We start from the raw sequence: 12,681 nt of genomic DNA on the forward strand, positions 1-12,681 counted from the left end.
TCGTTGACTGGTCGTTACTTGATGGCTTCGAGCTTCGGGACGACCTGGTCGATGGCGTACGGGATGCTCAGCACGGTGTTGAAGGAGAGCGCGGCGCCGATGTCCGGGGTCTCGTACGGCAGGAACAGGTCGCGCTTCTCCTGGTTGACCTTGGTCTTCGCGTACAGCGGGTCGGCCTTCATCGCCGCTTCGGTGTCCGGGGTGCCCAGCCACACCGTGCGGTCGGCCTCCATCACGTCGAACCGCTCGGAGCTCAGGTCGGCGATGTTGTCCTTGCCCAGCGCCGTGCGGTACGTCTCGGAGGTCGTGAAGCCCATCTCGCTCAGGAAGATGACCTTCGGGTCCTTCGGCGAGAACGCGGAGAACTTGCCGGGCTCGACGGGCTCGCCCACCGCGACCGTCTTGTCCTTCCACTCCGGGTGCTTGTCCCGGACCGCCTTGAACTTCTCGTCGATGCCCGCGATCAGCTTCTGCGTCTCGGCGTCCTTGCCCAGCGACTTGCCGATCTGCTGCGTCATCACCTGCCACGTCGCCTGGTAGTCCTCGGCGCCCTTGGGCTGCGCGACGACCTTGGCGATCTTGGAGAGCGTGTCGTACTGCTCCTTCTTCATCCCCGAGTACTGGGCGATGATCAGGTCCGGCTTCAGCGCCGCGATCTTCTCCATGTTGTACTCGTCGCGCTCACCGACGACCTGCGGCGGCGTGGAGCCCCACAGGTCCTTCGACCACTGCCACTTGCCGTACGGGGTCTCCTTGAACCAGTCCACCGCGCCGACCGGCTTCACGCCGAGGGCGAGGACCGCGTCCTGGTCGGACAGACCGAGCGTGACGACCTTCTTCGGCTCGGCGTCGATCGTCGTCGACCCGTACTTGTGCTCCACGGTGACCGGGAAGGCCGCCGAGGACTTGTTGCCCGCGTCGGCGGACGGCTTGGACTCGGACTTCTCCTCGCCGCCACCGCACGCGCTCAGAACGAGTGCGGCGGCGGCCGCGACGGCCACGCGGGGAAGGTTTCTGACGATCCTCGTCAGCGCGGGGCGGGAACCAACGGACACGGGTGTTCCTTTCACGGGGTGTGCACAGTGCATGCCTCACGCCCGGCAGGACGGCGCTGCCAGGCAGGAGGAGGGGGCGGGGCGGGAGACTAGTTGGAGGTGCCGATCCCGTCGGCGACGAGCTGGGCTTCGCCGACGGCCGGCTTCGGAGTCCGGTCGATGACCGACTCCAGGATCTCGCCGACCCGGATCGCGGTGTTGGACAGCAGGGAGGAGGTGATGCCGTGCGTGTGCTCGGTACCGCCCTGGAGGTAGATGCCGCAGCGCAGCGCCGGGTCCGTCGTGATGCGGTAGTCGCGCTCCACGCGGACGCGGCCCTCGTCGTCGCGGTGGCAGAACCCCTCGACCTCACCGAGGAGGCCGAGGGAGTCCGCCGGCCGGTACCCCGTGGCGTAGACCACGATGTCGGCGTCGAGGGGAGTCTCCTCGCCGGAGACCAGGGACTCGACGGTCACCTTGACGCCGTCGGGCGTCTCGACGACGTCGGAGAGGCGGGAGACGTTGAGGAAGCGCAGCCGCTCCTCGCCGAGGACCTTCTCCTGGTACGACTGGCGGTACAGGTCGTCGATCAGGTCGATGTCCACCACGGAGTAGTTGGTGTTGCCGTGGTAGTCCATCAGCCTGTTCTTGACCTCGCCGGGGGCCGTGTAGTACTCGTCCACGGCGGCGGGGTCGAAGATCCGGTTGGCGAACTTGCTGTCGTCCGCAGGGCTGTAGCCGTAGCGGGCGAACACCGCGCAGACCTCGGCCTCGGGGAAGCGGCGGTGCAGGAACGCCACGTTCTCCGCGGCGCTCTGGCCGGCGCCGACGACGACGAACCGGGACGGGTCGGTGCCGTCCAGGTCGTCCACCCGGCGCAGCAGGTCGGAGTTGTGCCACACGCGCTCGGTGCGCTCGACGCCCTCGGGCATGTACGGGCGCAGGCCGGTGCCGATGACGAGGTTGCGGGCCCGGTGGGTGACCAGTTCCTCGCCGGAGCGGGCGGTGACGTCCACGTACTCGATGACGCCGTCGCGCACGACGGGCCGCACGGCGACCACTTCGTGTCCGTAGGACACCATGTCGTCGACCTTGGCCGCGGCCCACTCGAAGTAGTCGTGGAACTCCACGCGCAGCGGGAAGAGGTTCTTGTGGTTGACGAAGTCGATCAGCCGTCCCTTGCTCTGCAGGTAGCAGAGGAAGCTGTACTCGCTCGACGGGTTCCGCAGCGTCACCAGGTCCTTCAGGAACGACACCTGCATGGTCGCGTCCTCGAACAGCATGCCGCGGTGCCAGCCGAAGCGCGGCTGCTGCTCGAAGAAGTGGGCCGTCACCGCCTCTTGCCTGTCGACGCGAGCATTGTGCTCGGTGAGCGCGATCGCCATGGCCACATTGGACGGCCCGAAGCCGATGCCTATGAGGTCGTGGATCACCGGTGCGTCAGCAGGAAGAGCCTGTGACATGTCACTCCGATCATGCGAGACAGCCGCCTGGGAGGCGCGAGGAGAATCTTGGGCAGGGCATGCCGACGAGCAGCAGGCCGAGCGAACTTAGGTAAAGCTAACCTGATCACGCCACCCTGTCGACCAGGCAAACCAGGCAAAGCGGCCATTATGACTGCAAACAGAGCCTAGAATCCGGCACGTTGCATCCTTAGGTAAGGCTTGCTTTACTTTCTGGTGATCTATTGCTCTCCAGAGGAGGAACCCCATGCGGGTCGTCATGTTCGGTTATCAGACCTGGGGCCACCGCACCCTGCAAGCGCTCCTGGACTCCGAGCACGACGTGGTGACGGTCGTCACCCACCCCAAGAGCGAGCACGCCTACGAGAAGATCTGGAGCGACTCGGTCGCGGACCTGGCCGAAGCGCACGGCGTCCCCGTGATCATCCGCAACCGCCCCGACGACGAGGAGCTGTTCACGCTCCTCAAGGAGGCGGACCCGGACATCATCGTGGCGAACAACTGGCGCACCTACATTCCGTCGCGCATCTTCGACCTCCCGCGCCACGGCACCCTCAACGTCCACGACTCGCTCCTGCCGAAGTACGCCGGCTTCTCCCCGCTGATCTGGGCCCTCATCAACGGCGAGTCCGAAGTCGGCGTGACCGCGCACATGATGGACGACGAGCTCGACGCCGGTGACATCGTCCTCCAGCAGGCGGTCACCGTCGGCCCGGCCGACACCGCGACCGACCTCTTCCACAAGACGGTCGACCTGATCGCCCCGGTCACCGTCGGCGCGCTGGCCCGCATCGCCGCCGGCGAGACGGAGTTCACCAAGCAGGACCGCTCACAGGCCAGCTTCTTCCACAAGCGCGCCGAGGACGACATCCGCATCGACTGGAACTGGCCGGCGGACGTCCTGGAGCGCCTCGTGCGCGCCCAGTCCGCCCCGTACCCCAGCGCGTTCACCTACCACAAGGGCAAGCGGCTGGAGATCGTGACCGCCGTGGTGTCCGAGGGCCGCTACGGCGGCACGCCCGGCCGCATCTTCTACCGCGAGGGCGAGGGCGTGGCGATCGTCGCCGGAGCCGACGCCCGCACCGGCCGCAACCACGGCCTGGCCATCACGCGCGTGCGCACCGAGGAGGGCCGGGAGATGCCCGCCCTCGAATACTTCACCTCCATGGGCGGCTACCTCACCACCCGCCCCTGACCCACGGCGCCACCGGACCCGCAGCCGCGCCGCGCTCCCCCCGCCCGCCCGCCGGTACGACACCGGCCGGCGGGCCGTCAGCCGCAGCGCAGCGCGGCGTACAGGTCGACCTTGTGGTCGAGGCGGGTGAGGTCGCGGCCCGTGAGGACCTCGACCCGGTCGATCCGGTAGTGGACGGTGTTCACGTGCAGGTGCAGGGCTTCCGCCGTGCGCGTCCACGAGCAGTTGTGGGCGAGGAAGACCTCCAGGGTCTCGCGCAGCATCCCCTCCCCCAGCGCCCCCAGGATCCGGGCGGCGAACACCGTGCGCACCTCGGCCGGCACTCCGGCCAGCAGTTCCGAGAGGGTGTCCAACTGCTCGGCCCCGCGCACCGGAACGGATGGGTCCGCCGCCGCCAGCGCGTACCGGGCCTGGCTCAGGGACACCCGCAGCCCCTCGGCTCCGGGGGCCGGCGCGCCGACGCCCAGGCGCAGGTCGGCCTCCGCCTCCCCGCACGCCTGGAGCAGCGGCCACACCGGGCGGAGCCGGGCCGCCGTGTCTGCTTCCGCGCCCGGGGGCTCGTACAGCACCGCGGTCGTCCCGCCCACGGCGTACGGGATCCCCTCCAGGTGGGCCAGCGCCTCGGCCAGGGCGTCGCCCGAGGTGGCCGCCAGCACGCGGTACGGGCCGCCCGGCGGCAGTCCGGCGGCGGCGAGGGCCTCCTCCAGCACCCCGGGGTCGGCCGGACCCTCCCCGTCCAGCAGCGCGAGGAGCTCCTCGCCCGCGGCCCGGACGGCGGCGGCCCGGCGGGCCTGCTCCTCCCGATGCCGGGCGAGGACCTCGGCGATCTCGTGCAGTACCCGCGGAGGGGCCGCGTCCGGGTCGGGCAGGTGCAGGTGCCAGGCGTCGTACGGACTGCTCTCGGTCTCGACGCGCAGCCGGACCCCGCCCCGCGCGGGTGCCGACGCCGCCCGACCGGCGGGCAGCGCGGGGGCGGACGGGGTGCGGGCCACCGTACGGCCGCTCGCGGTCAGCAGGTAGCCGCTCACCCGGCCGAGGTGGGCGCAGGCCCGGTCGAGGAGTTCGGCGGGACCGGCCCCGCTCTCCAGCAGTCGGCTCAGCTCGGCGCGCACGTTCTCGGGCAGGGCGAACGTCCGGTTGGGGCGGCGGCTCAGGTCGCCCCACTGACGCAGGTACACGGCCTCGGTCACGGCCCGGAAGCTGGTGGTCGCGGGCACGGCCGCGACGGGCATCCGGTGGGCGCGGCAGGCGGCGACGAGCTCGTCGGGGACCCTGCCGTGGGTCTCCTCGCCGGCCAGCAGGGCGGTGGCCCCGGCCTCCGCGAGGGCGGCCACGAAGCGGTCCGCCTTCGCCGGATCGCCCGGCGACCACCACACGAGCCCGCTGAGGACGAGCTCTCCGGGGCCGAGGAAGCGGCCCGGGTCCTCCAGGTCGGTGGCGGTGACCCCGCTGATGTCCTGGCCGAGAAGGGCTTCCTCGCCCCAGAGCAGGGTGAGGCCGAGATTCTCGGACTGCAGCAGGTCGAGGACGTGCATGGCGGGACTCCTTGCGGTGGGCCGTACCCCACATTCGCGAGGTGAATACGAGGATGGCCATCGTAAATGCAAGTTCAAGTGCCTGTATGACCTCTTGGTTGATCGTCCAGGATCGGCGGCCGGGAGGCGCCGGGATTCCGTGGCGGGGACCAGTCGTTTCGGCCCCGCCGCGTTGCTTCACTGGCGGGAACCCGCGGTTCCCCTCCGTCGGGCGGGAAAGGCCGGTGGCTGGCATTGGATCTCAACACGGTGCTCGACGTGCGCGACGCCCGGCGCCGCGAACCGTGGCGTCCCGGCGACGCCTGGCTCGGCGGCGGCACTTACCTGTTCTCCGAGCCCCAGCCGCACGTCCGGCGCCTCGTCGACCTCTCCCGGATGGGCTGGCCCCCGCTGTCCTGGCAGCGCGACGGCTCCCTCGACATCGCCGCCACCTGCACCATCACCGAGCTGTCGCGGTTCGCCCGGAGCCTGCCGGCGGCCGCGGCCCCGCTCTTCGAGCAGTGCTGCCGCGCCTTCCTGGCCAGCTTCAAGATCTGGAACATGGCGACCGTCGGCGGCAACCTGTGCAACGGCCTCCCCGCCGGTCCGATGATCTCCCTGGCCGCCGGCCTCGACGGCACCGCCCTCCTCCAGGCCCAGGACGGCGCCACCCGGCGCCTCCCGGTCGCCGCGTTCGTCCTCGGCGCCGGCGTGAAGGACCTGAACGACGGCGAACTGCTGCGCTCGGTACGGCTGCCCGCCCGCGCGCTGGCCTCCCGTACGGCCTTCCGGCAGGCCTCGCTCTACGGGCTCGGGCGCTCCGGGGCCCTGGTGACCGGCGCGTCCGACCCTGCGGACGGCTCCCTGACCGTCACGGTGACGGCCGCCACCACCCGCCCGCTCTCCTTCTGGTTCGCGCTGCCGCCGACCGCCGCCGAACTGCGGGCCGCGATCGACGACGGCGTCCGGCCCGAGGAGTGGTTCGACGACATCCACGGGCTTCCCGACTGGCGGCGGCACATGGCCCTGCGCCTGGCGGAGGAGATCCGCCGCGAACTGACGTCCCCGGACCCTTCGGAGGTATCCCGGTGAGCTACGAGATCGAGATCAACGCGCAGCGGTTCGAGGAGGAGCCCCGGGCCGGCCAGTGCCTGCGCACGTACCTGCGCGAGCGCGGCTGGTTCGGCGTGAAGAAGGGCTGCGACCAGGGCGACTGCGGCGCCTGCACCGTGCACGTCGACGGCCGGCCGGTGCACAGCTGCCTCTACCCGGCCGTCCGCGCCGAGGGCCGCTCCGTCACCACCGTCGAGGGACTCTGCTCCCCCGGCGGCGAACTCCATCCGGTGCAGCAGCAGTTCCTGGACGCCCAGGGGTTCCAGTGCGGCTTCTGCACCGCCGGCTTCCTCATGACCACGGCCGCCCTCCAGTCCGAGCAGGGGACCGCGCACGACGACGGGAAACTGGAGGACCTGCCGCGCGCCTTCAAGGGCAACATCTGCCGCTGTACGGGCTACCGGGCCATCGAGGACGCGGTGCGCGGGGTCAGGCACACCGAGACCCCCGGGGCGGGCCGGGCCGTCGGCAGCTCGCCGGGCGCTCCCGCCGGGCCGCAGGTGGTCACGGGCACGGCCCGGTACACCTTCGACATCGAGGTCCCCGGCCTGCTCCACATGAAGCTGCTGCGCTCCCCGCACCCGCACGCCCGCATCGTCGACATCGACACCCGGGACGCCCTCCGGGTCCCCGGCGTCCACGCCGTCCTCACCCATCACGACGCCCCCGACCGGCTGTACTCGTCCGCCCGTCACGAGCACCCGACCGAGGACCCGATGGACACCCGCGTCCTCGACGACGTGGTCCGCTTCGTCGGCCAGCGCGTGGCGGCCGTCGTCGCGACGAGCGAGCAGGCGGCCGAGGAGGGCTGCCGGCGCGTGGTGGTCACGTACGAGGAACTCCCCTACGTCGTCGATCCGGAGGAGGCCATGCTGCCGGGCGCGCCCGTCCTGCACCCCAAGGGCCCCGAGTCGGGGATCTTCCGCGCCGAGAACAACGTGTGCGGCGAGGTCCACCACACGATCGGCGACATGGAGCGGGGCTACGCGGAGGCGGACGTGGTCCACGAGGAGACGTTCCGGACCCAGCGGGTGCAGCACGCCAGCCTGGAGACGCACGGCAGCGTCGCCTACTTCGAGCCCAAGGAGGAGGGCGACGGCGAGCGCATCACCGTCCGTTCCTCCACCCAGGCGCCGTTCCTGACCCGGCGGGCGCTGTGCGCCCTCTACGACCTGGGCGAGGACGAGGTCCGGGTCGTCGCCGGCCGCGTGGGCGGCGGGTTCGGCGGCAAGCAGGAGATGCTCACCGAGGACATCGTGGTCCTCGCCGCCCTGAAGCTCCGGCGCCCGGTGAAACTCGAATTCACCCGGGCCGAGCAGTTCTACGGGGCCACCACCCGCCACCCCTTCACGATCACCGTCAAGATCGGCGCCAAGGCCGACGGCACCCTGACCGCGCTCCGCATCCGCGCGCTCGCCAACACGGGCGCCTACGGCAACCACGGCCCGGCGGTCATGTTCCACAGCGTCGGCGAGTCCTTCGCCATGTACAAGGCGCCGAACAAGGAGGTCGAGGCGTACTCGGTCTACACCAACGGCGTTCCCGCGGGCGCCTTCCGCGGCTACGGCCTGGGCCAGACCCTCTTCGCCGTCGAATCGGTGATGGACGAGCTGGCCGTCCGGCTCGGCATGGATCCGCTCGTGCTGCGCGAGCGGAACGTCATCGGGCCCGGCGACCCCATGGTGACCCCGATCGGCCACGAGGAGGACCTGTTCATCGCCTCGTACGGAATGAAGCAGTGCATGGACGTCGTGCGCGGGGCCATCGCCGAGGACCGCAGCCACGAGGACGTCCCCGAGGGCTGGCTGACCGGTACGGGCACGGCGGTCGCGATGATCGCGACCGGCCCGCCGGGCGGCCACTTCGCCGATGCCCGCGTCAGCCTGCTGCCCGACGGCACGTACGACATCGCGGTCGGCACGGCCGAGTTCGGCAACGGCACGACCACCGTCCACCAGCAGATCACCGCGGGCGCGCTGAACACCACGGTGGACCGGATCGCGGTCCGCCAGTCCGACACGGACGTCGTCCGCCACGACACCGGCGCGTTCGGCTCGGCCGGCACCGTGGTGGCGGGCAAGGCCGTGATGCTGGCCGCCCACTCGCTCGCGGAGCGCCTCCTGACCTTCGCGGCCCGGCACACGGGGGTGGCCAGGCACCTGTGCGGGCTGGGATCCGAGGCCGTCGACTGCGCGGGCCGGGCCGTCACGCTGAAGGAGCTGTACGAGGCCGCGCACGCCACGGGCGAGGAGGCGGAACTGGCCGCGGACGGCCACTGGGGCGGGTCCCCCCGCTCGGTCGCCTTCAACGCCCAGTGGTTCCGGCTGGCGGTGGATCCGGGCACCGGCGAGATGAGGATCCTGCGCAGCGTCCACGCGGCCGACGCCGGGAAGGTGATGAACCCGATGCAGTGCCGCGGCCAGGTCGAGGGCGGGGTCGCCCAGGCGCTGGGCGCGACGCTGTTCGAGACGGTACGGGTGGACGAGCGCGGGGAGGTCACCACGGCCGCCTTCCGCCGCTACCGCCTGCCCCAGTACGCGGACGTGCCGCGCACGGAGGTGCACTTCATGGAGACCCTCGACGCGATCGGCCCGCTCGGTGCCAAGTCCATGAGCGAGAGCCCCTTCAACCCGGTGGCCCCGGCCTTCGCCAACGCCCTGCGGGACGCGACCGGGATCCGTTTCACGCAGACGCCCCTGACGCGCGACGTCGTCTGGCAGCGGATCCACCAGAAAATGCAAGGGAGGAATGCATGAATGCACGGCATCAGCAAGCTGTATCAAGCCATGAAACTTGCATATGAGGTTCTCCGACGTGCGGCCCAGGGCATCACTTCCCCATGGCTGATCTCACGCTGCACGGCGACCTGGACCACCCGGCGACGCTGAGCGTCGCGGACCTGCGGGGATGGGCGCAGCACCGGGCCGCGGTCACCTTCGACTGCGCGACGGGCGGCCCGCAGCACCACGTCTTCGAGGGGGCCCTGCTGCGGGACGTGGTCGCGGACGCCGGCCCGGCCTTCGACGCCCGGCGGCGCAAGGACCGCAGCCGCTTCCTGCTCGCGATCAGCGGCGGGGACGGCCACCACACCGTCGTGTCCTGGGCGGAGCTGGACGCCGACTTCGCCGACAGCCCGGTCCTGCTGGCCGTACGCCTCGACGGGGAGGAGCTCGACGGGGCGGGCGCGCAGCTGGTGGTGCCTTCGGACCGGTGCGGGGCGCGCTACGTCAGCGCGGTCACGCAGGTGTGGTTCGGCGCGCTGGACCACGCACGGCCACCGGGAAAGAACATGATGATCTGACCGTCTCATCCATTGCGGCAATTCCGCGGAGCGACGGAAAGGACGGACGGCTCAGGCGTCCGTTCCGTATTCCGACTGCCGGTGATGGGGGGCGCCCCGCGTGTTCTCGCGGCCTTGGGCTCTCCGGTGCGCGACCATACGGACGCGCCGACACGCTCCCGGTCGTCGGCGCCGTTCAGGCGGCGCCGGGGGCGGGCGGTCGGCATCGGGACCACCGATACAGGAAAGAAGGACGGACGTGTCCGGAAGCGACAGCGAGAACCCGGTAATCCCTGCCCCCACCCCCGAGCCGACGCGCCCCCGCTCGAACCGGGACTGGTGGCCGGATCAGCTGGATCTTCAGGTGCTCCACCAGCACTCGCCTCTGGCCGATCCGATGGCTGCGGACTTCGACTACGCGCAGGAGTTCGCGACGCTGGACCTCGATGCCCTCAAGCAGGACGTGTTCGAGGTGATGACGGCGTCGCAGGAATGGTGGCCCGCCGATTACGGCCACTACGGGCCGCTCTTCATCCGGATGAGCTGGCATTCCGCGGGCACGTACCGCATCGCCGACGGCCGGGGCGGTGGCGGAGCCGGCGCACAGCGTTTCGCACCTCTCAACAGCTGGCCGGACAATGCGAGCCTCGACAAGGCGCGCCGTCTGCTGTGGCCGGTCAAGCAGAAGTACGGCCGGAAGATCTCCTGGGCCGACCTGCTGGTATTCGCCGGCAATTGCGCCATGGAATCGATGGGGTTCAAGACGTTCGGCTTCGCTTTCGGACGGCAGGACATCTGGGAGCCCGAGGAGATCTTCTGGGGGCCCGAGGACACGTGGCTCGGAGACGCCCGCTACAGCGGCGACAGGGAGCTCACCGGTCCTTTCGGGGCCGTGCAGATGGGCTTGATCTACGTCAACCCGGAAGGCCCCAACGGGAACCCGGATCCGCTCGCCGCCGCCCGGGACATCCGCGAGACGTTCGGGCGCATGGCGATGAACGACGAGGAGACGGCCGCGCTCATCATCGGCGGCCACACCTTCGGCAAGTGCCACGGCGCGGTCGGCGCCGAGTACATCGGCCCTGAGCCCGAGGCGTGCCCCGTCGAGCAGCAGGGCCTCGGCTGGCGGAACACGTACGGGAGCGGCAAGGGCGCCGACGCGCTCACCAGCGGTCTCGAGGGCGCGTGGACCTCGGCGCCGACGACCTGGGACAACGGATACCTGGACAACCTGTTCCGGTACGAGTGGGAGCTGACGACGAGCCCGGCCGGCGCGAAGCAGTGGACCCCCACGGACGCCTCGGCCCGGGACACGGTGCCCGATGCCCACGACCCGTCGAAGCGGCACGCGCCCATGATGCTGACGACGGACCTCGCCCTGCGGGTGGATCCGGTCTACGGCCCGATCGCCAAGCGCTTCCACGAGAACCCGGATCAGCTCGCGGAGGCGTTCGGCAAGGCGTGGTACAAGCTGCTGCACCGCGACATGGGACCCCTGTCCCGGTACCTCGGCCCGTGGGTGCCGGAGCCTCAGCTGTGGCAGGACCCGGTGCCCGCGGTCGACCACGAGCTGGTCGCGGACGCGGACGTCGCCGCCCTCAAGGGCCGGATCCTCTCGTCGGGACTGTCCGTCCCCCAGCTGGTCACCACCGCCTGGGCCTCGGCGGCGAGCTTCCGCGGCACCGACAAGCGCGGCGGGGCCAACGGGGCCCGCATCCGGCTCGCGCCGCAGAAGGACTGGGAGGTCAACGACCTGCCCGAGGTGGCCGAGTCGCTGCGGACCCTGGAGCGGATCCGGGAGGACTTCAACCGCGAGCAGACCGGCGGGACGAAGATCTCGCTCGCGGACCTGATCGTCCTGGGCGGGTGCGCGGCGGTCGAGCGGGCGGCGAAGGACGCCGGGCACGAGATCACGGTGCCGTTCGCACCGGGGCGTACGGACGCCTCGCAGGAGCAGACCGACGTGGAGACCTTCGCCGTCCTCGAACCCGAGGCGGACGGGTTCCGCAACTACGTGCGGGCCGGCGTGAAGCTGTCGCCGGAGACCCTGCTCCTGGACCGTGCCTCCATGCTGACCCTGACGGCGCCGGAGATGACGGTGCTGATCGGCGGCATGCGGGCCCTGGACAGCGGCTTCCGGCGCTCGCGCCACGGCGTCCTCACCGACCGGCCGGGGGCGCTGACGAACGACTTCTTCGTCAACCTGCTCGACATGGGCACGCAGTGGAAGGCCTCGGACGCGGACGAGAACGTCTTCGAGGGCCGGGACGCCGTCACGGGCGAGACCAAGTGGACCGCGACCTCCGTCGACCTCGTCTTCGGCTCGCACGCGCAGCTGCGGGCCCTGTCGGAGGTCTACGGCTCCAGGGACGCCGGGGAGAAGTTCGTGCGCGACTTCGCCGCCGCCTGGGACAAGGTGATGCGGCTCGACCGCTTCGACCTCGCCTGAGTCCGGAGTGCCGGCCGGCCGTCCCCCGGCCGGCCGGTGCACCGGACCCCCGGCATCGACCGGCGCGGCGAAGCAGAGCAGACTGCGGTGCAGTACGTCCGACCGGATCGGAGGCGCGCCATGGGGATCACCCTGCTCTGCATCGCCCTGGTGGTGGCCGCCCTCGTCATCAGGACGGCCGTCGCCGAGATCCGCCGGCCGGGCAGCGGGCGGGGACAGTGGGCGTTCCTCACCAGTCCCCGGGCCATGGCCACCGGGGCCCTCGCCGGGCTGCTGCTCGGGCTCCTCGCCTGGATCACCGCGGGGCCCTCGGCGGCCGCCTGGGCGGTCTTCGCCGGCGCGCTCGTGGCGTACGTGGTGGGAACGGGCGAGGGCAAGGACTGAAGCGCGACGGTTCAGCGGGCCCAGGACGGGAACCGCTTCTCGCAGAACGCGCGGGCGCCCTCCGCCGCCGATTCCGTGGCGAAGACGGGCGCGGTCAACGGCTCCTGGACGGCGAACGCCGGGTGTCACCGGATCGGGTGAGGCTCCCATCCGCCGGACGGGCCGCTCCGAATGGCGGGGTGTGAGCACCTCGCCACCCGGCGCGTCCGTGGGGCGGGGAGCCCGCGACCCGTCCGGAAGTCCCGTCCG

General features: G+C 71.1%; 9 protein-coding genes. 6 read left to right on the forward strand and 3 right to left on the reverse strand.

What is annotated here, in order from left to right; all coding sequences use genetic code 11:
* Nucleotides 1-14: 14 nt before the first annotated feature.
* A complete protein-coding gene (locus ACZ6S8_RS22850) occupies nt 15-1,055 on the reverse strand; it encodes an iron-siderophore ABC transporter substrate-binding protein (RefSeq protein WP_469458475.1) in 1,041 nt (346 codons plus the stop codon).
* Between the two features lie 89 nt (nt 1,056-1,144).
* On the reverse strand, nt 1,145-2,497 hold the full coding sequence (locus ACZ6S8_RS22855) for a lysine N(6)-hydroxylase/L-ornithine N(5)-oxygenase family protein (protein WP_469458477.1): 1,353 nt from the start codon (nt 2,495-2,497) through the stop codon (nt 1,145-1,147).
* 247 nt (nt 2,498-2,744) lie between these two features.
* Between ACZ6S8_RS22855 and ACZ6S8_RS22860 the strand changes: the two genes are divergently transcribed.
* The gene (locus ACZ6S8_RS22860; RefSeq protein ID WP_469458479.1) at nt 2,745-3,692 is read left to right on the forward strand and encodes a methionyl-tRNA formyltransferase; all 948 of its coding nucleotides are present in this window, start codon (nt 2,745-2,747) and stop codon (nt 3,690-3,692) included.
* Between the two features lie 77 nt (nt 3,693-3,769).
* Here ACZ6S8_RS22860 and ACZ6S8_RS22865 read toward each other — a convergent pair whose 3' ends face one another.
* The gene (locus ACZ6S8_RS22865) at nt 3,770-5,227 is read right to left on the reverse strand and encodes a helix-turn-helix domain-containing protein (RefSeq protein ID WP_469458481.1); all 1,458 of its coding nucleotides are present in this window, start codon (nt 5,225-5,227) and stop codon (nt 3,770-3,772) included.
* A 234-nt stretch (nt 5,228-5,461) separates the two neighbouring features.
* Here ACZ6S8_RS22865 and ACZ6S8_RS22870 point away from each other — a divergent pair, with 234 nt between their 5' ends.
* The 5 genes from ACZ6S8_RS22870 (at nt 5,462) to ACZ6S8_RS22890 (ending at nt 12,432) form a co-directional block, all read left to right on the forward strand.
* On the forward strand, nt 5,462-6,298 hold the full coding sequence (locus ACZ6S8_RS22870; RefSeq protein WP_469458483.1) for an FAD binding domain-containing protein: 837 nt from the start codon (nt 5,462-5,464) through the stop codon (nt 6,296-6,298).
* Nucleotides 6,295-9,075 (forward strand): molybdopterin-dependent oxidoreductase, encoded by a 2,781-nt coding sequence (locus ACZ6S8_RS22875; RefSeq protein ID WP_469458485.1) that lies wholly within the window; start codon nt 6,295-6,297, stop codon nt 9,073-9,075. The genes ACZ6S8_RS22870 and ACZ6S8_RS22875 overlap by 4 nt, the downstream gene beginning before the upstream one ends.
* 83 nt (nt 9,076-9,158) lie before the next feature.
* A complete protein-coding gene (locus ACZ6S8_RS22880) occupies nt 9,159-9,620 on the forward strand; it encodes a molybdopterin-dependent oxidoreductase (RefSeq protein WP_469458487.1) in 462 nt (153 codons plus the stop codon).
* A gap of 238 nt (nt 9,621-9,858) precedes the next feature.
* Entirely contained in the window at nt 9,859-12,048 is a 2,190-nt protein-coding gene (gene katG / locus ACZ6S8_RS22885) for a catalase/peroxidase HPI (RefSeq protein WP_469458489.1), read from the forward strand.
* 120 nt (nt 12,049-12,168) lie between these two features.
* Nucleotides 12,169-12,432, forward strand: a complete 264-nt coding sequence (locus tag ACZ6S8_RS22890; RefSeq protein WP_469458491.1) for a hypothetical protein — start codon at nt 12,169-12,171, stop codon at nt 12,430-12,432.
* The last annotated feature ends 249 nt before the right edge of the window (nt 12,433-12,681 follow it).

This window comes from Streptomyces sp. NPDC048461 (genome assembly GCF_055587105.1).